A 22,418-nucleotide genomic window follows, 5' to 3' on the forward strand; every position below is an offset into this window, starting at 1 on the left:
TATAGCCCTTTGGCCGCCGGAGGCGAAATCACCTGTCAATCGCCGCGGAGCGGTATCCTCATTCATTACTTCTTTGGTCCACGAGGCACATTGGCGAGCGTATTGCGGACATCTTCAGGTAACGCGAACACCTCGTCGGGGTCAATCTCCACCAGCAGCAGAGCGCAGGCAATGCGCTGTCCTTCGCTGCCGGAGACGATGGTCTTGCGCAGAGCAGGCTTGGCGCCGGGGCCGATGGACGCGAGGGTTCGGAACGCGATCTGGGCCAGCGGCGTGCCGGGCCGGGTGAGTAATCGAATCAAGGTGGGTGCGGCATCAGCGCCGATTCGACGTGCCAGACAACCGACGGTCGTGTTGCTGAGCTGAATGAGATGAAATGAAGTTGTTGCTGGGTCGGGGCCGATCTGGTCGATAGCCTCGGCCACCACATGCATGACGCGGTCGTCGTCAGCAGGAAGCGTGTTGATCAGTGCTGGAATAGCACGCAGGGCATCATGGCCCATACGTCCGAGCAGCCATGCGGCCTTTGAACGAACGTATTGGTCGGGAGAGTGCAGGGTGTCGATCAATGCTGGGATTGCTGCTTTGCGCATGGATGCCAGCGCATACCCGGCGGCGTTCTGCACCATGGGACTGGGGTCGGCCAGCTTGGTGGCCAGCGGCCTGGCTGCGGTGCACCCCATGAGGGCGAGGCCGTGGGCGGCGATACTGCGGGTGGCAGTGTCGAAATCGCCGAGCGCCCCAAGCAGTGTGTCCATGGCCATGACCGGATCGGGCAGCAGCGTCAGTCCTGCCACGCCGCCTCGGCGTTGGATTGGGTCTGGGGCGTGTGCTGCGGTGGTAAGAAAGGTGATTGCATCCTGTCCGTACATACGCAGCTCCAGAGCGGCGGCGGTGCGGACAGTGCGTTCGTCGTCGGCGAGCCGAGTGACGAGATCGCGGCTGTCGAGGGTGGACAGGCTGGCAGAGGCCATGGCCGGAACAGCCATGGTGAGACAAAGTAATGCAGTGAAGAAAATCTGTTTGCCTGATTGCAAAAAATGCCGAATGACTAATTTCATATTCTGTTCCTCGAAGTAATGACCATGTCGATGGTGTAGCGTTGGTCGCTACTTTTTGGTCATGTCGCTCCACGCCCATACGACGTTGCCGCCGATGGCCCGGGTGATGTCGCCGTCGTAGTCACGGTTGAGCCTGTATGTGGTGGGCGGAAATTCACGGCTGTTATCCGAGTAGAAGATCAATTCCACGTCGTCGTCAAGGCGTTTGGTGTTGACGCGCTTGACCATGGTGCCGCCATCGTGGCCGGGCTCGCAGACGAGCATGATCTTTCCGGCCGGGCTGGGGTCGCGGTCGTTGCGGTCCACGAGGACGATGTCACCGGGAAGCAGGGTGGGGGACATGGAGAGCTCGTTGCGGCCGATCTCAACGGCTACGAGGTTGCTGCGGAAGCGGATGGACTCTTGATGCCGCCAGACCAGCACCCAGCCTTCGACCTTGTCTTCGGGGATCAGGCCGGGCCCGGCTGCTACGGGCGAGGCTGCCAGCGGGACGGCCAGATAGTCGTCGGCCTGGGGGTCAGGCACGTTGGTGTCGGTCTGGGTCTTGCCGGGCATGCGGAAACAGAGCTCGCGGGCCGCGTCTGCCGGCTCGTCGCCAAAGGTGATGGTCGCCCCGATGCGGTCGAGGATGTGGCCCAGTGAGTCCGCGTTGAGCCCTCGCTCCTTCTTCAGGAAACGGTTGAGCTGTGACGGGTCCACACCGAGCTCGTCTGCCATTCGTTTGTTGTTGGGGTATCGCTTCCCCTTGCCGATGCGCTCGAGGAGCGCCTTGCGAATGTCATCAGTGAATCCCATGCCTGTTTCTCCCTTGAATGGTGCAGCTTTTGAACTGGTTAAGCATGTTCTTTGATGAATGTCTAAAGAAATTTGGCAAATATAGTTGACTTACAAATAGTCAAACGTCTATCAATAGACGTCCAAGCCTGTATGAAGGGGGGTTGAGAATTATGGAATGGTTAACAAAGTAGAATTGTTACGGCTTGAGAGAAGTGGCGAGGGTACTTTCGGCGTGTTGCGTGTCGACGAGCGCGTTTTCTGTGTGACGCTGGAGCCACCGGACAGGGGAAACAAGGTGAATGTCTCATGCATCCCCGCCGGAGAGTACCAATGCCGCCGTGTGGATTCGCCCCGGTTCGGAAGAACCTTTGAAGTGAAGGGCGTGCCCGGACGCAGCCACATCCTGCTGCATTCGGGAAACATGGTGGAGGACACCAGCGGCTGCGTGCTGCTTGGCAGTCGATTCGGACTGCTCAGGGGAAACCGCGCAGTGCTGGAATCGGGCAGGGCTTTTTCCGGATTCATGGAGAAATGTTCCGGAGTGGAAGTCTTCCCGTTTGTCGTAGAAAACATAGCCTAAGGAGTGATTTATATATGGAACCGTTCTGCCTGAAAGGGGCACAGGAGATATGCGAGGCAGTCGGCGAGAACCCCAAATGCATCCACGAACTGGTACGCGACCACGGCTTGCCCGCATGGAAGCGCGGCCCGGGGGGATCGTGGAGAGCGCTCCACGAGGATTTGCGAAAGTGGATTCAGGATCAGCGTGACCGAAACATCGGCTTCTACGTCTATGCGCGTGGGATCAAGGACAGTGCTGGCCCGTCAGGAGGCAACCTGTAAATCGGAGTGAGGGAGTTCCTCGGCAGACGACTTGAGTGGTGTCTCCTGAGGCGGAAGCTCCATGAGTTCATGCCGGATGGACCAATCGCCGTTGATGGCGGTGATGGTTCGTCCGGTTTTTTTATTGCCCAGAGAGTAGCGGATGCCCTGCGAAGTGGTGATGCCTGTCATCTGCTCGGCCCTGCCAAAGGCGTGTTCCATCCGGTTCATGCGGTCCTGCACCGGATCGGGAGAGTGATGGATATAGGTGTGTGACGGCGTGGGAATCGCCTCGGCCACGACGACCGGGACCGGAGTTGCCGGAGCGGTTCGTTTTACACGGGCCGGTTTTCTGGGAGCGGCCTTGGTGGCGACGCGAGCAGGGTGGCTCGTGGGCTTTGGAGTGGCCATTGTGGGCGTCTCCAGCTTTGCCTTGGCCAACGGCGGCATGATGGGTGTCGGCTTCCTAAGTGAAGCCTGTTCGGCCTTCATGCGGAGTTCGGCATCCCAATCCAGTTCAGGCGGTTTGGGGATGGCGATGTCTGTTTTGGCGAGTTGTACAGGTTCTTCGTCTTCACCGATCAGCCAGGCGACTTTTTCCACGATGACTTCATCGGGTGTCTTGTCGTTGGCTGCGTACTCGTAGGCGTATTCGCTCACGGAATAGATCGTGCCTGCGTATTGGATGGGGCCGGATGTCACCAGGCCCACCACGCCTAGCATGGCGTTGATGAACACGCAGCCCGAGAGCGTTGCTGCCAGGCTCGCGAAGAGAATGGTTTTGAACACTGTACGCTTCATGTCGTGACAGATGCATACCGTGTTCCGGCTTTGTGATTTCAGGCAAAATGAATGGGTTGCAACGCCCTGTTTTCAAGGGAGAGGCAATATGGGGCTCCAACCGTCAAGAATTGGTCACTTGTTGTGCTTACTGCGTGCTTGTGCCGGGCAGGGTTGAAATGGCTCTGACCGTATCCAGCCAGTTGCCGCCCTTGTCGGCCAGATCGGGCAGGTTATGTCCCGCCTCCAGAGTGGAGATGACCGCACCGCCGATGACACGCCTTCCATACTTGCCGTTCTGCTCGGTCTTGATGCCCCATACGGAATGGAAGATGACGGGTTCGCCATCCTTTTGTCCGATGTAGAGCATGATGTGGCCGGGTTTGCGAACCAGCGTGAGGAACGGCGTCCCCGTCTTCACCATGAACTGCTTCTTCTCGGTATGGGACATGGTCTCCATATCGGCAAAGGTGCCTTCCTTGATCTGCTGGCTGGAATTGCGCGGCAGGTAGATGCCGAAGGGCACCATCAGGTCCATCAGTGAAGCGGAGCAGTCACGGTCTTCATAGAGGCCGCCCCAGCCGTAGGGCCGGCCCAGCATGGCGTTGATCAGGCGCGTGAAGTTGGCCGGAGTCGGTGCGATGGGTGTTTTCTCGGCAAACGTCGTTGGCACGAACGATACCATGGGGATGGCCGAGCCGTTCTTGTTCCGCACCGGGATGATCAATGGCAGTGCGCCAGTGACGATGTCCGTCTGCATGATCGGCAGCAGGGTGCCCACATGCCCGGTGAAGCGGTAGTTGCCATCCGTATCCATAATAGGCACGTCATCCCGCATGATGGCGGCGTAGGCTCCGGTCATGAAGATCGAAGCGAATCCGTCATCCACCCAGCCGATATCCGTGATCGGGACCCAGCCAAAGGCGAACCTCGATTCCACCAGCACCCACGCCCGGTCTGCGCTCAGGTGTGCGGCGTACAGCGGTGTACCGGCCAGCACCAGCGAGTTCTGAATGTAGTCGAAGGGATAGCCTTCGCCTGCCTTCTTGAAGTCCATGAAGGCCGGTTCATGGGTCGGAAACACGCGCATGCTCGTATTGTTCACGGCAATGGCGCGTCTGTTCAGCGAGGGGTATTGCGGGATGCGCGAGTATTCCCGCATGCGGTCCATCCAGCCCCGCGATCTGAGCAGCGTGTTTTCGCCGTACAGTTGTTTTGGCCCGAAGGAGTCAAATCCCCAGAATGCCTCGTCAGCAGTATGTTTCGGCGCTGTTCGTTCCCACGGAGAAAAGTGTTCTTTCAGTAACCGCGCATACGCTTCTTGCTGGATATCCTCCGGGAGCAGAGTCGTGTCTGCGTTCAGGCCGTGGTACATGCCCGCGTCCTGTGTCACGTCAGCCAGTCCGGCGATGGGAACATCCTGTTTGCTCACGGCGCAGGCCGTCAGCATGGCAAGGCAAAGAGTGAGTATGAGGGCGGTACGTTTCACGGATATACTCCGGGTCAGAGGATTACTCCCTTTATCCACCCGTTTTCGCGGGAAAAGTCAATGTTGTGAGTGGAGAAGAGGTAGGGATGCCGCTCTGCGAGCGGCGACTGTCAGGTGATTTCGCCTCCGGCGGGCAAGGACTCGCGCCCTTGCATCCCCCCTTATGCGCCTTCGGCGCGAACATTTTTGCCGAAGGCAATAGTGGGTTTCCAAAGGGTATAGCCCTTTGGCCGCCGGAGGCGAAATCACCTGACAAAAAGGAGGCCGAAGGCCGACCTCCTCTCCTCCTTTCCCCAAACTTGCATTTCCAGATTATTGCATTAGATTGAATGAATCATCACAAAGGAGTCCTGATTATGAAGAAATCTCTTGGCGCCAAGACCTTGGCCCAGCCCACGCCTGTTTGGGCGGTGGGCGCCTACGACGAAGATGGCAAACCCAACGCCATGATCGCTGCTTGGGGTGGCATCGCCAGCTCTGACCCTGCATCCATGACCGTATCCGTTCGCCCGGGCCGTCACACCTACGCGGGCATTTTGAAAAATAAAGCCTTCACCATCTCGGTCTGCCCCAAATGGCTGGCCGCGGAATCCGATTACCTGGGCATGGTCTCCGGCAGCAAGGAAGACAAGTTCGCCAAAACCGGCCTGACCCCGGTCAAGAGCGACGTGGTGGATGCTCCGTATATTGATGAGTTTCCGCTGGTCATCGAATGCGCCCTGACCGAAACCATCGAGGTCGGCGTTCATATTATGCTGGTGGGTGAAATCAAGGATGTGAAGTGCGATGAGGACAAACTCATCGGCGGCAAGAATCCTGACCCGGAAAAAATCCTGCCGCTCGTCTTCTCTCCCGGTGTGCGTAATTACCACACCATCGGTGAGTTCGTGGGCAAAGGCTTCAGCATGGGCAAAAAGTACATGAAGTAGCCGCCATCGACAGTCAGAAACAAGGCCGATCCGGAGTATCCGGGTCGGCCTTTGTTTTTTGGGGAAAGTGGTTAGAGCTGCGGCAAGCCGGGGTCGAACCGCTCAACGATCTTATCGGCCAGCCTTGAACACCACTGACAGTCGCGGCAATCCTTGGCGCAGGTGGTGACATGGTTGAGAAAATCTGCGGGCAGCGACTTGTTGGGGATGCGTACCTGATCGCCGAGGTCGCCCATGGCATCCATGAGATCGAGAAGATTGCCGTCGTAGGTGCCGGAAATATAGGCGGAGACGGCACGCTTGAGAAAAGGGATGCCCTTGTTGCGCCCGCAGAGCTTGATGGCATCGACCATGGGCGCATAGCTGTCGGTATCCTCTGGGCGAATGAACGGCGAGACGAGGAACTGGGCGGGCTCGCCAAGGAAGCGGCGAATGCAGCCGAGATCGCGGTTGATGGCAAAGGTCCGGTCCCCGCACAGTCCTTCGTTGACGATGCCGACATGGGCATCATGGGCAGGCTTGTAGGGACAGTTGAGCAGGCAGCCTTCGTTGGCGATGAGATGAATCTTGAGGTTTGGCCGACGGGCGCCAAGTTCCTTTGAAATGTGCTTCAATCGAGGGAAACAACGGTTGACGTTGCGGTCGAGGACGAGCTTGGTGGGCGGTTGAAAACGGGTGGCTGCCACGAGGTCGATGAGCGCGAATGCCTGTGCCGCCGAAGCGATCATGGCGTTGACGCTGGGGATGGCCTCAAGCAGTGCCGCCAGATCAGGATGCGCATCGGACAGGGCTTGGAGATAATAAGGATCGCTGAAGATGATGCCGTTGATTCCGGCTTGTTCCACAAGGCGTTCCAGCAGACTGGCGGTGCTGTTCAGTGCCTCGGGTGAGAAATATTTTTCCGGCGCATGGAGCCGGGTGTTCATGAGCACGTATTTGGGAACACCGGGCAGCTTGAGCAGGCTTGTCGCAAGGGTGGTCAGGTCCGTGGACTCCATGCGCTGGCGCGCATCGGCCATGGCAGGGTCGGACAGGCTGAAATGGACGGACGCCAGTGAGGCTGCGTGATCGGCGAGGAAGTCGGGATAATCGCCTTCCGCCACGAATGGGACGTCCAGGGGCAGCATCTAGCGACCGCCCTTGGCAAAGATGGCTGTGGGTTCAATCCAGTCAGGGCGGGGCTGGTAGAACAGACCGTGGCCCTTTTGGGACTTGATGCGGGTTTCGCGAAATTCGATGGCGCGGGCGTCAGCCTGTTCAATGGCAGGGCGGCAGGAGCCGGCTTCCATGTCGCTGCTGGCGTATATGGAGAAAATGCGCCCCTTGAGGCGTGCACCACGCTTGTTCTTCAGGAACAGCTCGAAGGGCCGGGCATCCTTGCCTCGACCACATCCGGCCATGATGACGTAACCCACCTCGGGATTATTGAGGGAGGAGGCCACCAGCAGAGTGATATAGCCGCCCTTGGAAAAACCGGAGACGGTGATGTTGCGTGCCGGGACGCCTGCCGTCATGAGCATGCGAACCTGCTTGGTGATTTTGGCTGCATATTTGTTGGGATTTACCTTGCCGCGCACTTCGTCGATGACCGTCAGGCCACGATCTTCGAAGTGTTCGATGATGCGGTCGTAGTTGTATACCCCATACCGTTTGCTGGATGCAGCCTTGCCCATCTCTTCCACGATGGCGCCGTGCAGATAGAAGAGATATTTGGCTGTGGGGTCTGCCTGCTTGATGGCCTTGTTAAAGGACATGGCGTGAGCAGAGGTTGCAAGGCAGAGAAGCGCAAGGGCGGTGGCAAGGATGCGGTACATGAGAGGCTCCTGTTCGGGTTGAAGCTGCATGATAACCCGTGTGTCTGTTCCAAGTAAAGAAAAGGCCGCGCCATGGAGGCGCGGCCTTGTTTTGTTCAATGTGGGGTTCGCCTAGAACTTCTCAAACTCGTCGTCATCCATGCCCAGATCCACGCCGCCACCGATGGCTCGAGGCTGGGTCGGCTTGACCGTGGGTGCCTGAGGCAGGCTTCTGGGAGTGGGGCGGGTAACTACGGTCGCTTTTCGCTGGCGGTTGCCGTTCCCTCTGTTGTCGGTGGTGAAGAAGGCCATTGCCTGATTGAGCAGCATGGCCTGGCTGGAGAGCTCTTCCGAGGTGGAAGCCATCTCTTCAGCAGCCGAGGCGTTGCCCTGGATAACCTTGTCGAGCTGGGTAACGGCGGCGCTGATTTCCTGCACACCCTGATCCTGCTCGGTGCAGCTGCCGGCGATCTCCTGAACCAGTTCGGCGGTCTTGCCGATCTGCGGGACCAGCTCCTGAAGCATGGTGCCTGCGCGGTCGGCCACGTCCATGGAGGTGTTGGAGAGCTCGCCGATCTCTTCGGCTGCCTGACCGGAACGCTCTGCCAGCTTACGGACTTCGGCGGCGACAACGGCAAATCCCTTGCCGTGCTCACCTGCGCGGGCCGCTTCGATGGCTGCGTTCAGGGCGAGGAGGTTGGTCTGACGGGCGATCTCCTGAATGATGGTGATGCGCTCGGCAATGGAGCGGAGGGCGTCCATGGCCTCGTTCACGGCCTGACCACTGGCTTCGGCGCCCTTGGCGGCGTTGGAGGCGATGGTCTCGGTCTCCTTGGCGTTGTCGGCATTGGAGCTGACGCCACGGTGCATTTGGGTCATGGCGGCGGAGATCTCCTCGATGGCGGCAGCCTGCTCGGTGACAGACTGGGACAAGGATTCGGCAGAGGCGGACAGCTCTTCGCTGCCTGCGGATACGGAGTCCGTGGCAGTGTTCACGTCGCCCACAACTCCCTTGAGCCTGTCGGCCATGACAGTGAGGGCTTCAGCCAGCTGGCCCACTTCGTCGTCCTGCTTCAGGTCTACCTTGGCGGTAAGATCACCGGTGGAAACTGTGGTGGCGAAGTCCATACCCAAACGCAGGGGGCCGATAATGCCGCGTGCGATGAGGGTTGCCAGCAGAATGCCGATGATAACCGAGACTATGCTGAAAATAATGACGCCGTTCAGGGTGGTGGAAGCTGCCTTGAGCATCTCGTCATCGGTCATGATATTGCGTGAGATGGTGTCCATGGATGCATTGAGGATTCGCTGGACATTGCTCAGTGCAGGCATGGTCTTGTCGGTAAAGATTTCCTTGGCTGTTTCGTAGCCGAGGAGACGATGGTCGTTCAGGCCGATGACGCCGTCGATGGCGGCGAGGGTCTTTTGGGCAAGAGGGTCGGTTTCGCTGCGGAAGAATTGCTGCGCCTCAGCCCTGTCGACGTTCATGAGATCGTTGATGGCAATGGCTGACTTGTGGAGTTCCTGATGCGGCTCGTAGATGGCGTCGACGAGTCTGGCGAAATCAGGATCCTGCTGGGCGCGCTGTTTGGTTTCGTTGGAGTAGAGCCATTTGCCGAGGCCACATTTGTGCGGATCTGTCTGTACATCAGTGGAGGTGGCGCTGGGGTTGATCAGGGCGTCCTTGATCTTGCCCATCCAGACCAGGTGGTCGAGTTTCTTGTCGCGGAGGAAGGAGCCGAGTTCTACGTCAGCAGGAGCATATGCTTTGCCGATTTCGATGGCGGATTTGTGCAGGTTATTGTGGTACTGCTCGATTTCGGCCATGAGCGGCTTGATGCTGGGAACCAGATGTTCAGCTTCGGTGCGTGCTTCGCCGTAGTACCATTTGCCGAAAGCACATTTGTGCGGGTCGGTCTGAACGTTAAGCGTGTGGACGTTGGAGTCGGCTAGTAGTTCGTTGACCTTTTCGGCCCATTTGAGGTGGTCAACCACCTTCTGTGTGAAATTCCCTTTTAGTTTGTTGCCGTCGATGACCTCTTCGGCATTCCCTACAATGCCGTCAATGCCAAAGGTGGACCATCCGCCAAGTCCTACCAAAAGCAGGAGAACAAGGCCAAAGCCGATCCCGAATTTAAAGCACAATTTACAATTTTTCCAACCCATAGCTGACTCCTTTCCCTAAATTATATGCTAGGAGAAGCCACCGCTCTTCCCCGAACATTCGGACCCTAGATCAAACTCTATCAGTTTTTTGCGTTTAACGGTCCATTATAATCATGTCTTCTTGATAAGTTTTAATGGGTTCCATTTACGCAATTCTTGCCATATGTATGTGTCGATGCTTCGTTCGATCATAAAAACGTATGCTCTTGCTGCACTGGTCACCGGATGGCTGTTGCTCCTTCCGGTCATGAGTCGTGCCGAAAGCGGGCCGTGTTATGCCGCGAGCCCGGTTATCAATCTGCGCAGCGGGCCTGATACACATCATGCCTTGGTCGGCCAGATATCCGGCAACGACTCCCTTTTCTGTCTGGAAAAGCGAGGAGCATGGTTCCGGGCTGTACGCCCGGACGGTGTACAGGGATGGGTACGAAGCGATCTTCTTTCTAAAATCGTGGTGTCTATAGACAATAAAAAGCGTGAGTTGCAAGTCTTTAATGGGAAATCACTGTCTTTGACCGCATCCGTCAGGCAACCTAACGCCCATAAAATGGGTGGAGGAAGATACTTCGCCCGGAAGCAGGGGAACCGTCTGGAGTTCGATTGGCCCAATCGGCACGACATGCGCAATCTGCTTGCCAAGGGGCAGATGACCTACCCTGTCTACGTCCAGTCTCTGCGCAGGGATGTTGATGCTCACGGCAACCGATTGGCTCTTTGCAGCGCCGGCGACAAGAGCAAATCCTGCGTCATCACGATGCCTGCCGGAAAATTCCGAAAGCTCATGGAGTCGGTGTCGGATTACGTCCGAGTCGAATTTTATTCGGACAATGAAGAAAAGGTCCGCATCAACAGCCCGGACGATCTGTCTCGACGTGTTCACATGGGGGCGTGGGCGCAACTGGAATCACCCGCTGCCGGGCTCGGACCATCCAGTCGTGTGCCTCACCTCAGTTATCCGGGTGGTGACATCCAGCCGGACTTCGCCACCTCAGCTGATATTGTGGTCCGCGCTGTCCGAAAGGGCGGAGTGGATTTGCAGGCTCTGGTTCATGAAGACATGGTGCTTGCGCCTGAAGCCTATTCCGGACTTGAGGCCGGACCGGATGGAGCCGGAGCGCACCGTCGCATTCCAGTGCTGTTCAACTGGTTCAAGCGGCACACCCTTTCCCTGCCTGTGTCAGTGACGGAAGACCCCTTTGCGTTCGAAGGAGGCGATATCGTCTTTTTCGGAACCACCTCTTCAGACGGTACCATCGTGCCGGACCATGCGGGCGTGGTTTGTGAGGCCTTTAACAGGGCAGGCTATCCCATGGTCATTACTGTCTGGGATATGGGGTGGCTCACACGCAAGATGGACCTGCTGGGCAAGGCGAATCCGAAAGTTGTCGGTCACTTTCGAATGCTGCATCTATTTGATTATCAATAAAATAAGGGTGCCGATTCCATCAAGTGGCTGTTTCTGCTAGGCGATGTTGAAGCGGCGGAAGTTGATGAGCGCCTTGGTCTGGGCAAAGCGCCTGACCGCGTCGATATGCTCGTAGTTATCGATGGTGAGGGTGACCAGATCCTTGTCGAGGAAGCCTTTGCGCGCCATGCTCATGAGCACTTCAAAGACCTGCTCCTTGTCCATGCCTTTACGGTAGGGCCTGTCTTCGGCAATGGCGGTGCACACGTCGGCCACCATCATGATGCGGCTGCCCAGTGAGAGATGCTCTGCGGTCAGGCCGTTGGGATATCCCTTGCCATTGAGGCGTTCATGGTGCTGGCAGGCCCAGTGGGTGACGCTGCCCAGGCCCGGAATGGAACTCAGGACCTTTTCGCAGACCGTGGCGTGCAGCTGGACCGATGAATACTCGTCTTTGCCCAATGCCCCCGGTTTGTCGAGCAGCTTGGTGGGCACGGCCAGCTTGCCGATGTCGTGCAGGTTGCCCGCCAGTCGCATGCGGTTCTGATCTTCCGCACTCATCCCGGCCAATCGCGCTATTTCCACTGCGGTTTCGGCCACACCGATGGAGTGGGTGGCCGTGTGACGGCTACGAAAGTCGATGATGTGAGAGAAGAAGGTGGAGAACTCCAGCAACTGCTCCTCGGGGATCTCTACGTCCTCGAAATTACAGGAAAGCAGCGAGCGTATAGGAGTCTCGGTGTCTTCCATTTTCTCCCGGAACTCGGAGCCGATGGAAGCATCCAGAAACGCTTCCACTGCCTGGGGAGCATAGAGAGACTTGGAGTAGTTGCCGATTACACTGCGGACATGCTGCCACGCGAAGACCGAAGTGCCAACCTTGTTCAGGATGTCCACTCGGTCCATGAGATTGATGACGTTGGCAAGAAGATCCGTTTTGGGCTTGTCGTCGCCGTTTCGGGACTGCAGGGTCTGCCAGGTGGTGTGGTGATCGCGGATCAGATGGGAGGGGCGCTCGAGCAGGTGGTGGCCGCGCAGCAGCCTGTAGCCCAGCGAGGAGTGCTCGGTCAGGTCGGCATCAAAGTCCATGCCGTCCAGCCTCAGCGCCATGGAAAAAGCACCGATATCGTGCAGCAGTCCGGCGATGATCAGGTCAGTGGCATCCTGCTTGTCCAGCCCCATCTCCCCGGCCATGATGGCTGTGGCGATGCCGACACGCCGGTGGTGGCCGGTGACGGTAGTGCTGATGTGGTCAAGGGCGCTGGATACACCGATAACCAGGTCGAGTAGTAGGACGTCTTGCATTTTAATCTGGGCGTTTTTGTACGAATCCCTATAAAGGAATGTTAACCTTTATCATTTTTCCTTTCGGTTAAAAAGCATAAAACCGATGGGTTACAGTATTGTAGCAAGCGTTCTGTCCCGTGTGTGTCAACACCTGTTTTTATTCTTCTTTCCCCCGTGCAAACCTGTAGGAACCCGTTCACGGTTACATTGGAAATCACGATGCTACGTTTGCTTCGTTCATGTCGTGAAGCAAGCGACAACGAGGTACATATGGCAACCAGTGTAATCGAAATCTGCAACAATGCCCTGCTCGATCTGGGCGAAGACGTGATCATATCGTTGGGGGATGATTCCAAGGCCGCCGGGCTGTGCAATCACCGTTGGCCCACCGTGCGCGATGCCGTGTTACGCGCCCATCCGTGGAACTGCGCCATGGCGCAGGCCGAGCTGGCCGCAGGCACGGCAGCACCGCTATGGAAGTGGGAGTATAAATACAATCTTCCCACCGATTTCCTGCGCATCGTGCATCTGGTGGGACAGGATGGCTCGGCCATCCGCGACTGGGAGATTCAGGGCGGCATCATTCTGTGCAACGAGGCCGCCCCCATCTTTATCTCCTATGTGCGGCGCGAAACCGATCCCAACCGGTATGACGCCCTGTTGGACGAGGCGCTGGCTGCACGATTGGCAGCCACGTTGGCATATCCCCTGTCTGGCTCCACCAGTCTGGCGCAGGCCCATTGGGATATCTACCAGAAGAAGCTGGCCGAGGCCCGTGGAGTGGACGCTCGTGAAGGCGTGCCTGAATCTGTCACGCCCACCAGTTGGCTCGGTGCCCGATCCGGCGTGTAACAACATCTCGGCCTTCGATCTCTTCGGAGGCCGTTTTGTTTGAGCTTTTGCCGTGGGTTTCTTGTCTTCGACCCGCAAAGGGGATAGAGAGGTGGGGTTGTAATTGGACGTATCAAGGAGATCGGTTGTGAGCGACGCACCCATGAGGTCGAAAGAGGATATCCTGGCACTGGTCAGGGAAGTGGAAAACGAGGCGGCTGGCGGGGCCGAGGCCCTGTTCATGGCAGCTATGCTGGCCAGATCGCCGCTGCCCTACGACTTTGCCTTGTCCTTGGACGGCACACTGCATAATCCTTCCCTCATCAATCCGGCGGCCGCCTTTTTCGCGGCCACAGCCACCATCGACCCGCTGGTGACGCGAGACTTGATTAAGGCTGACGTGGATAGTCAGGCTTTTCAACTGCATGAAGATGTGCGCGAGGCGCTTCTTGCTTCGCTTGACCCGGAGGAAGAGGCGGAGTGGGCCGGCCGTGCCATTTATGGACTCAATCTGGTCCTGCCCGATGCCGAGCCTCAGAACTGGCCCACCGTGCATTGGCTCATGCCCCATGTGCATGCGACCTCCGAGCTGGTGGAGCGCCTCGGCGTGCAGACCGCTGCTGCCAACCGCGTGCTGCATCAGGCGGGCTTTTCCCTTTACCATCAGCATCGTTACCGTGAGGCCGCAGACCTGCTGGATCAGGCGCTGGCCGTGGATGTGGCGCTCAAAGGCAACAAACACCCGGATATCTGTTCCGATCTCGAAGGACTCGGCACCGTGCTCTGGGCTGGCAATGATCTTGAGCGAGCCGAGGCCGTCTTTGCCGGATGCTACAAGTTGCAACTCGAAATTTTCACCGAAGACAATCCCATGCAGGCCCCGATTCTCAACAGTCTCGCCGTGGTACGCCAATCCATGGGCAAGCTGGAAGAGGCCGAGGCAACCTTCAAGGAGTGTCTGCGGGTACTGACGCAGGCCCACGGCGAAGGCCATCCCGCCATCGCATCCTGTCTGGGCAACATGGCCCTTCTGTACGAGGCCCTTGGGCGCAACGATGAGGCCCTGCGACTGGCCGAGCGATCTCTAGAGATTAACCGCGCCATCTACGGCGACGTCCATCCTGAAGTGGCTGCCGATCTCAATACCATTGCGCTCCTTTGTGACGGACTGGGCGATCTTGAGAAAGCCGAACAGGCCTTCCGCGAAAGTCTGGACGTTCGCCGCAAGGCCTATGGCGAAGATCACCCCGAAACCGCACAGTCTCTATGCAACCTTGCCCTCTGCCTCGACAACGCCGGCCGCACCGACGAGGCCGCCGAGTGGTATGAGCAGGGACTGGCCGCCTACGAGAAGAGTCTTGGTCCCGGCCATCCGCTTATGGAATCCGCGTTGGACAATTACCTGGTGTTGCTGGAAAAAACCGGCACCCGTCCAAGGTCCGATCGCATGCGTGCTCTGGCCGAAGCCAAGCTGCGGGCCATTGTGGAGCGGGCGGAGTAGTCATGAAGCAGTTCACAGCCGTCGGCATGGGAGAAATACTTTGGGACGTATTGCCCACAGGCCGAAAGCTCGGGGGCGCGCCTGCCAATTTCGCTTACCATGTGAACGCGTTGGGCGGCACGGGCATTCCATTTTCCCGCATCGGTGATGACGATTTGGGCCGTGAGGCCTTGGATATCCTGCGCGAGCATGGTGTTGCCACGGATCAGATCTCCGTGGACACGGAGCATCCTACAGGTACGGTGGACGCCGCCATCGACGCCAATGGTGTGGCCACCTATACTTTTCCTGATGATGTGGCGTGGGATTTCCTTGCCTTTGACGAGGCCGAGAGAGCAATTGCCATGGAGGCAGACGCCATCTGTTTCGGCACGCTGGCCCAGCGTTCGTCCGTGTCACGAGACGCCATCCTCGATGTGTTGGGGGACGCCACCAAGCCGCTGAAGATTTACGACATCAATCTGCGTCAGGAGTTCTACACTCCAGAGCGTGTTCGTGACTCTTTGATCGTGGCCGATGTACTCAAAATCAATGACGAAGAGCTCGCTCTTGTGGCGCAGATGTTTTCGCTGCCCAGGGGAGAACGCGAGGCGATGCAGGCCTTGCTGGAAGCTCACGACCTGACGCTGGCCGTGCTGACGCGCGGCGGTGAGGGAAGTTTGATTCTGTCTGCTGACGATTGTTCGGACTTGCCCGGCCAGCCCACCGAGGTCGTGGACACCATTGGCGCAGGAGATTCGTTCACGGCTGCCATGGCTCTAGCTTACCTGTCCGGGCGCTCTCTGGACGAGGTTAACCAGTACGCCGCCAGCGTGGCGGCATACGTCTGCACACAGGCCGGAGCCATGCCTCCCGTTCCTGGTTCACTGCGCCTCTCCTGACGGATTTTTCCCGTTTTTTCATTATAATAACGCCTCTGCCCTTGTCATATAGTGGTGGGATGTTTACAGTGTAACCATGTCTAGAATATTTGATCCCGAGCTGTTGTATGTGGAATGCAACCATTGCGGCCAGCCGGTCCTGTGGAAGCACGGCCTGACAACCAGACTACTCAAAATGGCGGACATCGACCCCGCCAGCCTGGATGAACGCTGCGTCATTATGTCCGAAGGGTGCCCCGCCTGTAAGCCGGGCGAGACCTCCTTCACCACGCAGGTTGTCCGGCTCAACCGAGAGAAGGAAGGGCATAAACCCATGCCCGCCGTGGCCAACTAAGGTTCACGTCCTCTCTATACGATCGTAAGCCCGCACCCCGGTATCCACCGGGAGGCGGGCTTTTCGCATTTTGGGGGGGCGGATTCCCGCGCCCCGTCAACACCTCATTTCATCCCTACCGTACCTGATTGCGCCTTGCTGACGCCCGTTCGCATCCAGCCCTGAAAACCCGGGGCTAGGGTGCTGCAATGCCTGGGAATCGTCCCCGGCTTAGAGCGAAAGGAGGAGATGGTCGCATGAGCATAGCGACACCGACAATCACCAATTTCACGGCTGGGGAGATGAGCCCGCGCTTGGAAGGGCGGGTGGACTTGTCAAAATACTACAACGGCTGCCGCAAGCTGGTGAATTTCCATGTTCACCCCCATGGCGGTATCACCCGGCGTTCCGGGTTTCGGTTTGTGACCGAGGCAATGGAGTCTGCCAAACCGGGGCTGCTGATCCCGTTCGAGTTCAACGGCAATCAGACGTATGTGCTGGAACTGAGCGAAGACGCGGCAGGGCAGGGGCGCATGCGTGTGTTCGCGGACCACGGCGTGGTCCTGAAGTCCGGCACGGCTCAGGAGTATGTGCGGGATATTCCCTACAAGGCAGATCAGTTTGATCGGCTGCGATTCGCACAGACGGCCGAAGTGTTGGTTATCGCCCACCCGGAGCATCCGGTACGGAAACTGACGCGGGTAAACCACGACGAATGGACGCTGGAAGAGCTGACGTTCATCGGTCAGCCCGAGCAGTGGGGAGAAGGCAACTATCCGTCTGCTGTGGGCTTTTACGAGCAACGGCTGGTGCTGGCGGGAACACCGCGTGAGCCGGGGACGCTCTGGCTGTCACGCACGGGCGAGATGACGGATTTTCGATTGAAAACCCGAGAAGTTCCATTGGATGGCTGGCGTGATCGGGAGATCGTAGCAGCCGGCGGCCATACGGTTCGTGCAGGGAAAAACGGTGACACCATGGTGCTGAGGGACGGCGACGGCTTTGAAAATCTGGACGGCCTCAAAGGACAGCACCCCGACGGCAGCACACGGTATTATCGCTACAAGGGCGCAAAGAACCATGTGGCTTCGGGGGCGGACCTCACACTGACGTTTCAGGATACTGTGGGCGACAACGGCATCGAGGCCATCTGGGGTGCAGATGACAATCTGCAGGACGAGTTCTGGGAGTGCTTTGAAGTGGGCGACCGGACCGATGCACAGGCAGGAGATACGCCGCTGGCGGACGACGCCATTGAAGCGACGCTCTCAGGTCGGCAGGCCAACGCCATTGAGTTCGTGGTGCCGCGCGAAAAGCTCTGGATAGGCACGGCAGGTGGTGAATGGGCCGTGGAAGCGGCCAGTAATGAAGGCGTGTCGCCGGAAAACATCAAGGCGAGTCATGAAGGTACCTGCGGTGCCTCGTCGGCGCGACCGGAAGCCGTGGGCTTTGCCACCCTCTATATCCAACGTGCAGGGAAAAAGATTCGCGAGATGGCGTACCGGCTGGAGTCCAACGCCTATGTGTCACGCGATCTCTCCATTCTTGCCGATCACCTGACCGAACCGGGGCTGCGCCAGATGACCTATGTGCAGGAACCTCAATCAACTGTGTACTGCGTGCGCGAAGACGGCGCACTGCTGGCCCTGACCTATGACCCGGTGCAGGAGGTGGCCGCGTGGTCCCGTCTGGAGACTGACGGCGTGGTGGAGGCGGTGGCATCCATCTACAGCGATGTGTGCAAACACGATGAGTTGTGGGCCATCATACGGCGAACCGTCAACGGCGTGGAGTGCAGGTATGTGGAATATCTGGAAGGAGCCTTCAACGGAAAGGTGGAGGACGCCTTTTTTGTGGATAGCGGCCTTTCCTATGACGGCGAACCTGCTACCTCCATTCAGGGTCTCAATCATCTTGCTGGCCGAAAGGTTGCTGTACTGGCCGATGGTGCCGTGCAACCGGATCAGGTCGTGGCCTCGGATGGCTCCATAACGCTGGCCCGTCCTGCTTCCAAAGTTCATGCAGGACTTCCGTATCAGTCCGTGGTGCAGCCCATGCGGCTGGAGAGCGGCAGCCAGCGCGGAACCAGCCAGACCAAGCGTCAACGGATCACCCGCGTGGGCGTCCGATTCTACAACACATTGGGCGGTCGTATCGGCCCGGATGAGGCGCATCTTGAGGCTGTCCATTTCCGCTCGCCGAGCAATCCCATGGGCAAGGCCGTGGACGTTTTCTCCGGTGACAAGACCGTGCTCTTTCCCAAAGGGTGGACACGGGAATCCGTATTGACCGTGGTGCAGGATCAGCCGTTGCCCATGAGCATTCTGCTGATCGTTCCGACCGCGGTCATTAATGAATAACAACAGACTACAACAAGGAATAACTAATGGGAATAAATGCTAATAGTGCTCAAACTCTCGCAGATGGCCTCAGAGTTTTCAATGGCTCTCTTAACGGAACTTTGGACGGCCGCAACTACTCCAACGAGTACAATGAAGAGGCCCGGATGATGGAGCTGGACGCTGAAGCCGATGCTGCCGAGGTCGCTCGACAGGCAGAGAAACAGGCGAGCGCATTGCGCGAAGAGCGGGAGCTGGAGCGCGGCAAACAGAACACCCGGTGGGGGCGTTCCGGTCTGGCCATGAACGGCTCCAAACAGTTGGTCAGAGATGCGACCCGGCAGCGCGACAAGGAAGACGAGGAAGACGTCCTGTTTGAAGGGGAACTCAAGGAACAGGACGTCCTCGACAGAGGCCTTCGCGACGCAAATCGCTACCGCATTCGGCGCGGATTAAAACCTTCCACGCTGTCGCTCGGTTCAACCATCTACAAATACAAGGGATAAGCATGACCATCGCATCAACAGAAAACAAAACCATATATGGCGGCAATGGATCAACCAAGGTGTTTGCCATTCCCTTCATGTTTCACCGCAACGAAGACATCGACGTGGTGCTCACGGACATTGAAGGATTGGAAGTGCCGCAGACGCTGGGTACGGATTATCAACTGACAGGCATGGGCGAATCCCTGGGCGGCACCTGTATCATGACGCTACCGCCCGAAGCTGGGCAAACCCTCGTCATTCTGCGTAATCCCGCCATCATTCAGGAGGTGGATTACGTGGAGAACGACGCGTTCCCGGCTGCCACCCATGAGGCGGCGCTGGATAAGCTCACCATGATCTGCCAGACCCTGGCCGAGCGCTTGGATCGGACCATCACGTTTCGCGTCTCCTCTGCCGTGACTGGTGTGGAGTTGCCCAATCCCGACGCAGGGCGGGTGCTCGGCTGGAATGATGACGGGACCAACCTCGCCAACAGAGACATCAAGGATATCGATGGATTGGGCGTGGCGTTGTTGCCCCTGTCCGTGAATGATGGCGGCACTGGCGCTTCGGGCGCAGAAGAAGCCCTGACCAATCTGGGGCTGACCCCCATGGGACGCGCCATGGTTATGGCCGACACTCCGGAGACGCTCGTAGCGGCTGGAGTCGAGCCCGCGGATTCGGACATCCTCAAGGCGGATACTGCTGATTTGCTGCAGGCAGTGTATGGCGACGAAGCACAAGTACACATAGGCACGGACCTGTCTGGTCTCACCGTGACCCGGAATCACATTCAGTGGACGCTCGCTTCGGACAGCAGCTTTTCGGATGTGTCGCTGCCTTATGACGGTACGTATGTTTTTCATGTGTATCCGGCTTCCCATGTGTTGGGGCTTGCAGCCAGCTACAAGACGGATGGCGGTCTGCCTGCTCCGTCGTCCGCTGCCGGGGAAGTACGCATCGTGGTGGAGCAGTACAACTCGCGTAAGTCCATTGTCTCCTTGCAGAATATGGAGGCCTAACCGTGTTGTCTCCCAAAGAAACATGCGGCGTGGGATTGTATCCGTATCGAATTCCCTACGCTGCCAATCTCACGGACTTTAGTTCGTCTCAGTCGTTGCCGGAGAAGGCCACTCTCTCCGACTGGTTCGATGGTGGCAGCGGCTACGAGCATGTTCATATCGACAAGAACGGTTCCGCTATCTCGGTTCATTTCAACAACGGCGAAGCGCAAACCTATGTTGGAGCTTTGGGCGGCTCTTACGCTGATCTCCTCAAAAATGTGCTTACACATTACAAAGGTGGCTTTGCCGGGTTGCACTCCGATCTGCATTGTTGTGATCAGCGGCTTGAGGCTTCGGTGTTCGGTCAGCCTTCCCCGGTCAGTCCATTGACTTGGGTGCCCAGAGAGGTGGTGATCCCCACGGCGCAGGAAGAAGTATTAATTGATCCAACCCTGGGGGCGCTTGTTTCGGTCAACGTGCCGGAGCGACCTGAGGCTGCTTTCGACAGCGTAATCAGCCAAAGGCATGATGTGGCAGCCCGCTCCGTTTTCAGCTCTTCGGCAGGAGCAATATCCTGTGCGTTGGGCAGAGATTACGGCCTTGGAAATGAACAGCGTGTCAGCAAAGCCGTATGGTATGGCCCCAATAATTACGGGACGGTCTACGGCGCCACGGGCACGCAGATGCTGACTCTACTGGGGAGCCCGGATGGCGCAGATTGGACAAATCTTGGTTCAGTGCTCTGGACAGGTTCCGTAAGCAATGAGCAGCACTTGGTGGCTTCAAGCGATGTCGTGACAACGTTTCGCTTTCTCAGAGGCCTGGTGAATGCCAACGTGACGCAGAGTAGTCGATACATCTCTTGTGCGGAGCTCAGGTTCTTCACCCTGAAGGACTTTACCTATGGCGACAGCGGCGTGCATCTCGACTTCGCTATCGAAGCAGCTCTTGGCAATGACAGCAGTACAAACAACAACGACTGGGTTGTCACGGGCTCCCGGTCGACTAACACCCCGACCAATTAGGAGGGTATATGTGGATTTTTGAAGGCAATACGGCGCAGGCGGTTACGCTGCCTCGTTTCGTGGTGATAGCAAAGGAGATGGAAAACGGCAGCACCGAGTCGGTAAACGTATCGACAGCGACGTTTACCCGCGAGCAGTGGGATGAGGTTGGCTACAACGAGGCAATCTCTGCGGTGCAGGAGCCCTTTACCGCTTACACAACCCAGTGGGGCAAAGATGATGACCTCATCTATCGCGAGCAGGTGCTTACGGCCACGCTGGATGAATCAGCGCGCGATAGTGCCAAGGCTGCCGAGGTCCGCGATGAGCGGGACCGTAGGTTGTCGCTTTGCGATTGGACGCAGCTCAAGGATAACAACTTGGATGATACGGCCGTCGTGTTGTGGCAGAGTTATCGACAGGCGCTGCGGGATGTGCCGCAGCAGGTCGGGTTTCCGATTGAGGTGGAGTGGCCTGTCCAACCAGAGATGGAGTAGGAGGGGAGAGAATAGGATGCCGCTCTGCGAGCGGCGATTGTCGGGTGATTTCGCCTCCCGGCGGGCTTAAGGCCGAGGGCCTTAAGAATCCCATATGCGCCTTTGGCGTGAAGTGACTAAAAAAAGCTACGGTTGAACCGTAGCTTTTTATTATTAAAATGTTTCGCCGAAGGCGAGAGTGGGATTCCAAAGGGTCAGAACCCTTTGGCCCCCGGGGGCGAAATCACCTATCAATGGAGGCCGAAGGCCGACCTCCCAACCTGATTCTCCCTACTCAGCAGTCAGCAGCGCAATCTCTTTCGCAAAGTCCGGATACTGCTCCACCAACGCACTTCGCTTCCCGTGGGCGTAATCGGCAAATTCAAACCCGGGCGCCACAGTGCAGCCCATCAAGGCAAAACTGCCACCGGGGAGCAACCGCATCCCCTGCCATGAACCACGGGGTACGATGATCTGGGGGCGCTGGTTATTCAAAATGTCGGTGCCGAAAGTGATGACCTCGCCGGAACCATCGGGATGCAACTGCAACTGCTCACACGGATCGCCGAGATAGAAATGGAAGATCTCGTCGGACTGCAACAAATGCATGTGTGAATAGGTCTCGGGCGTGAGCATGTAATAGATGGCCGTGCCGTGACAGCGATCGCCGTCGTAACGGGCGGGCAGGAGATTTTTGGCAAAGGACTCGTCGGCCCGGTGCGTCTCGATGAAGAACCCGCCCTCTTCGGGATGAGGTTGTAGGCCAAGAGCGTCGATAACTTGCTGAGCTGATAATTGTTTCATGATAGTAGACAGATAAATATGATTCGTTAAGTTGCCGATGTTACCCGTTGTAGTGGGGCGGCGGCACGTCGAGAGGACCGTCGGAATCCATGGCGGCGTCAAGATCGCGCACCTTCCCGGCCAGTCGTTCGACCAGTCTTTGGAGATCGTTGATCTGCTTTTGCTGCTCGTAAATCTGATCGTTCAGGCTTTCGATGGTTCTGTCCTGCAACGTCACCAGATTTTCCAAACGTTCTATCCTGTCTTCCATGATGGTCTCCTTTCGACC

23 protein-coding genes are annotated in these 22,418 nt (G+C 57.7%); 13 read left to right on the top strand and 10 right to left on the bottom strand.

The features are described 5' to 3' along the window. Window positions 1-65 precede the first annotated feature (65 nt). The gene (locus tag HFN16_RS06925) at window positions 66-1,061 is read right to left on the bottom strand and encodes a HEAT repeat domain-containing protein (protein ID WP_168890061.1); all 996 of its coding nucleotides are present in this window, start codon (window positions 1,059-1,061) and stop codon (window positions 66-68) included. A 48-nt stretch (window positions 1,062-1,109) separates the two neighbouring features. After that, entirely contained in the window at window positions 1,110-1,856 is a 747-nt protein-coding gene (locus HFN16_RS06930; RefSeq protein ID WP_168890062.1) for a S24/S26 family peptidase, read from the bottom strand. A gap of 157 nt (window positions 1,857-2,013) precedes the next feature. Here HFN16_RS06930 and HFN16_RS06935 point away from each other — a divergent pair, with 157 nt between their 5' ends. Both HFN16_RS06935 and HFN16_RS06940 read left to right on the top strand, forming a co-directional pair. Further along, window positions 2,014-2,418, top strand: a complete 405-nt coding sequence (locus tag HFN16_RS06935; protein ID WP_168890063.1) for a DUF5675 family protein — start codon at window positions 2,014-2,016, stop codon at window positions 2,416-2,418. Window positions 2,419-2,432: 14 nt separating this feature from the next. After that, the gene (locus HFN16_RS06940) at window positions 2,433-2,681 is read left to right on the top strand and encodes a helix-turn-helix domain-containing protein (protein ID WP_168890064.1); all 249 of its coding nucleotides are present in this window, start codon (window positions 2,433-2,435) and stop codon (window positions 2,679-2,681) included. Here HFN16_RS06940 and HFN16_RS06945 read toward each other — a convergent pair. Next, a complete protein-coding gene (locus tag HFN16_RS06945) occupies window positions 2,664-3,449 on the bottom strand; it encodes a hypothetical protein (protein WP_168890065.1) in 786 nt (261 codons plus the stop codon). The genes HFN16_RS06940 and HFN16_RS06945 overlap by 18 nt on opposite strands. A gap of 139 nt (window positions 3,450-3,588) precedes the next feature. Beyond that, window positions 3,589-4,929, bottom strand: a complete 1,341-nt coding sequence (locus tag HFN16_RS06950) for an NlpC/P60 family N-terminal domain-containing protein (RefSeq protein ID WP_168890066.1) — start codon at window positions 4,927-4,929, stop codon at window positions 3,589-3,591. Between the two features lie 356 nt (window positions 4,930-5,285). Here HFN16_RS06950 and HFN16_RS06955 point away from each other — a divergent pair, with 356 nt between their 5' ends. Beyond that, window positions 5,286-5,858 carry a flavin reductase family protein gene (locus HFN16_RS06955; RefSeq protein WP_168890067.1) on the top strand — a complete coding sequence of 191 codons (573 nt, stop codon included), beginning with the start codon at window positions 5,286-5,288 and terminating at the stop codon, window positions 5,856-5,858. Window positions 5,859-5,929: 71 nt separating this feature from the next. Here the strand turns inward: HFN16_RS06955 and HFN16_RS06960 are convergent, their stop codons facing one another. From HFN16_RS06960 to HFN16_RS06970, 3 genes are all read right to left on the bottom strand, one after another. Further along, entirely contained in the window at window positions 5,930-6,985 is a 1,056-nt protein-coding gene (locus HFN16_RS06960) for a hypothetical protein (protein WP_168890068.1), read from the bottom strand. Next, window positions 6,986-7,702 (bottom strand): hypothetical protein, encoded by a 717-nt coding sequence (locus HFN16_RS06965; RefSeq protein ID WP_247648466.1) that lies wholly within the window; start codon window positions 7,700-7,702, stop codon window positions 6,986-6,988. It abuts the gene before it with no gap. Window positions 7,703-7,783: 81 nt separating this feature from the next. Next, the gene (locus tag HFN16_RS06970; RefSeq protein WP_168890069.1) at window positions 7,784-9,817 is read right to left on the bottom strand and encodes a methyl-accepting chemotaxis protein; all 2,034 of its coding nucleotides are present in this window, start codon (window positions 9,815-9,817) and stop codon (window positions 7,784-7,786) included. A 175-nt stretch (window positions 9,818-9,992) separates the two neighbouring features. On the opposite strand from HFN16_RS06970, the gene HFN16_RS06975 reads away from it, so the two are divergent. Next, on the top strand, window positions 9,993-11,243 hold the full coding sequence (locus HFN16_RS06975; RefSeq protein ID WP_168890070.1) for a DUF1287 domain-containing protein: 1,251 nt from the start codon (window positions 9,993-9,995) through the stop codon (window positions 11,241-11,243). A gap of 36 nt (window positions 11,244-11,279) precedes the next feature. Here HFN16_RS06975 and HFN16_RS06980 read toward each other — a convergent pair whose 3' ends face one another. Continuing rightward, complete coding sequence (locus HFN16_RS06980; RefSeq protein WP_168890071.1) at window positions 11,280-12,527, bottom strand: HD domain-containing phosphohydrolase; 1,248 nt, start codon at window positions 12,525-12,527, stop codon at window positions 11,280-11,282. Between the two features lie 252 nt (window positions 12,528-12,779). Between HFN16_RS06980 and HFN16_RS06985 the strand changes: the two genes are divergently transcribed. The 9 genes from HFN16_RS06985 (at window position 12,780) to HFN16_RS07025 (ending at window position 21,367) form a co-directional block, all read left to right on the top strand. After that, entirely contained in the window at window positions 12,780-13,361 is a 582-nt protein-coding gene (locus tag HFN16_RS06985; protein WP_168890072.1) for a hypothetical protein, read from the top strand. A gap of 127 nt (window positions 13,362-13,488) precedes the next feature. Then, window positions 13,489-14,841 carry a tetratricopeptide repeat protein gene (locus tag HFN16_RS06990; RefSeq protein WP_247648467.1) on the top strand — a complete coding sequence of 451 codons (1,353 nt, stop codon included), beginning with the start codon at window positions 13,489-13,491 and terminating at the stop codon, window positions 14,839-14,841. Between the two features lie 2 nt (window positions 14,842-14,843). Next, complete coding sequence (locus HFN16_RS06995) at window positions 14,844-15,722, top strand: carbohydrate kinase (protein WP_168890073.1); 879 nt, start codon at window positions 14,844-14,846, stop codon at window positions 15,720-15,722. A gap of 76 nt (window positions 15,723-15,798) precedes the next feature. Next, window positions 15,799-16,056 (top strand): hypothetical protein, encoded by a 258-nt coding sequence (locus tag HFN16_RS07000; RefSeq protein WP_168890074.1) that lies wholly within the window; start codon window positions 15,799-15,801, stop codon window positions 16,054-16,056. A gap of 236 nt (window positions 16,057-16,292) precedes the next feature. Next, window positions 16,293-18,395 (top strand): hypothetical protein, encoded by a 2,103-nt coding sequence (locus HFN16_RS07005; RefSeq protein WP_168890075.1) that lies wholly within the window; start codon window positions 16,293-16,295, stop codon window positions 18,393-18,395. 26 nt (window positions 18,396-18,421) lie between these two features. After that, window positions 18,422-18,880, top strand: coding sequence for a hypothetical protein (locus HFN16_RS07010; RefSeq protein ID WP_168890076.1), 459 nt, complete (start codon window positions 18,422-18,424; stop codon window positions 18,878-18,880). Window positions 18,881-18,882: 2 nt separating this feature from the next. Beyond that, a complete protein-coding gene (locus HFN16_RS07015; protein ID WP_168890077.1) occupies window positions 18,883-19,884 on the top strand; it encodes a hypothetical protein in 1,002 nt (333 codons plus the stop codon). A 2-nt stretch (window positions 19,885-19,886) separates the two neighbouring features. Continuing rightward, window positions 19,887-20,891 carry a hypothetical protein gene (locus HFN16_RS07020; protein WP_168890078.1) on the top strand — a complete coding sequence of 335 codons (1,005 nt, stop codon included), beginning with the start codon at window positions 19,887-19,889 and terminating at the stop codon, window positions 20,889-20,891. Window positions 20,892-20,899: 8 nt separating this feature from the next. Further along, complete coding sequence (locus HFN16_RS07025) at window positions 20,900-21,367, top strand: tail fiber assembly protein (protein WP_210772243.1); 468 nt, start codon at window positions 20,900-20,902, stop codon at window positions 21,365-21,367. A gap of 270 nt (window positions 21,368-21,637) precedes the next feature. Here HFN16_RS07025 and HFN16_RS07030 read toward each other — a convergent pair whose 3' ends face one another. Together HFN16_RS07030 and HFN16_RS07035 are read right to left on the bottom strand one after the other, a co-directional pair. Continuing rightward, on the bottom strand, window positions 21,638-22,150 hold the full coding sequence (locus HFN16_RS07030; RefSeq protein ID WP_168890079.1) for a cupin domain-containing protein: 513 nt from the start codon (window positions 22,148-22,150) through the stop codon (window positions 21,638-21,640). 40 nt (window positions 22,151-22,190) lie between these two features. Continuing rightward, window positions 22,191-22,400, bottom strand: a complete 210-nt coding sequence (locus HFN16_RS07035) for a SlyX family protein (protein WP_168890080.1) — start codon at window positions 22,398-22,400, stop codon at window positions 22,191-22,193. Window positions 22,401-22,418 lie beyond the last annotated feature (18 nt).

It is taken from the genome of Pseudodesulfovibrio sp. zrk46 (assembly GCF_012516435.1).
In the GTDB taxonomy this organism is placed as follows: Bacteria; Desulfobacterota; Desulfovibrionia; order Desulfovibrionales; family Desulfovibrionaceae; genus Pseudodesulfovibrio.

Coding starts and splice junctions, on each gene's coding strand:
- HFN16_RS06985 (WP_168890072.1), top strand. CDS start 12,780: ATGGCAACCAGTGTAATCGAAATCTGCAACAATGCCCTGCTCGATCTG.
- HFN16_RS06975 (WP_168890070.1), top strand. CDS start 9,993: ATGCTTCGTTCGATCATAAAAACGTATGCTCTTGCTGCACTGGTCACC.
- HFN16_RS07010 (WP_168890076.1), top strand. CDS start 18,422: ATGGGAATAAATGCTAATAGTGCTCAAACTCTCGCAGATGGCCTCAGA.
- HFN16_RS07035 (WP_168890080.1), bottom strand. CDS start 22,400: ATGGAAGACAGGATAGAACGTTTGGAAAATCTGGTGACGTTGCAGGAC.
- HFN16_RS06955 (WP_168890067.1), top strand. CDS start 5,286: ATGAAGAAATCTCTTGGCGCCAAGACCTTGGCCCAGCCCACGCCTGTT.
- HFN16_RS06935 (WP_168890063.1), top strand. CDS start 2,014: ATGGTTAACAAAGTAGAATTGTTACGGCTTGAGAGAAGTGGCGAGGGT.
- HFN16_RS07025 (WP_210772243.1), top strand. CDS start 20,900: ATGTGGATTTTTGAAGGCAATACGGCGCAGGCGGTTACGCTGCCTCGT.
- HFN16_RS06970 (WP_168890069.1), bottom strand. CDS start 9,817: ATGGGTTGGAAAAATTGTAAATTGTGCTTTAAATTCGGGATCGGCTTT.
- HFN16_RS07030 (WP_168890079.1), bottom strand. CDS start 22,150: ATGAAACAATTATCAGCTCAGCAAGTTATCGACGCTCTTGGCCTACAA.
- HFN16_RS06980 (WP_168890071.1), bottom strand. CDS start 12,527: ATGCAAGACGTCCTACTACTCGACCTGGTTATCGGTGTATCCAGCGCC.
- HFN16_RS06925 (WP_168890061.1), bottom strand. CDS start 1,061: ATGAAATTAGTCATTCGGCATTTTTTGCAATCAGGCAAACAGATTTTC.
- HFN16_RS06940 (WP_168890064.1), top strand. CDS start 2,433: ATGGAACCGTTCTGCCTGAAAGGGGCACAGGAGATATGCGAGGCAGTC.
- HFN16_RS07015 (WP_168890077.1), top strand. CDS start 18,883: ATGACCATCGCATCAACAGAAAACAAAACCATATATGGCGGCAATGGA.
- HFN16_RS06995 (WP_168890073.1), top strand. CDS start 14,844: ATGAAGCAGTTCACAGCCGTCGGCATGGGAGAAATACTTTGGGACGTA.
- HFN16_RS06930 (WP_168890062.1), bottom strand. CDS start 1,856: ATGGGATTCACTGATGACATTCGCAAGGCGCTCCTCGAGCGCATCGGC.
- HFN16_RS06960 (WP_168890068.1), bottom strand. CDS start 6,985: ATGCTGCCCCTGGACGTCCCATTCGTGGCGGAAGGCGATTATCCCGAC.
- HFN16_RS07005 (WP_168890075.1), top strand. CDS start 16,293: ATGAGCATAGCGACACCGACAATCACCAATTTCACGGCTGGGGAGATG.
- HFN16_RS07000 (WP_168890074.1), top strand. CDS start 15,799: ATGTCTAGAATATTTGATCCCGAGCTGTTGTATGTGGAATGCAACCAT.
- HFN16_RS06965 (WP_247648466.1), bottom strand. CDS start 7,702: ATGCAGCTTCAACCCGAACAGGAGCCTCTCATGTACCGCATCCTTGCC.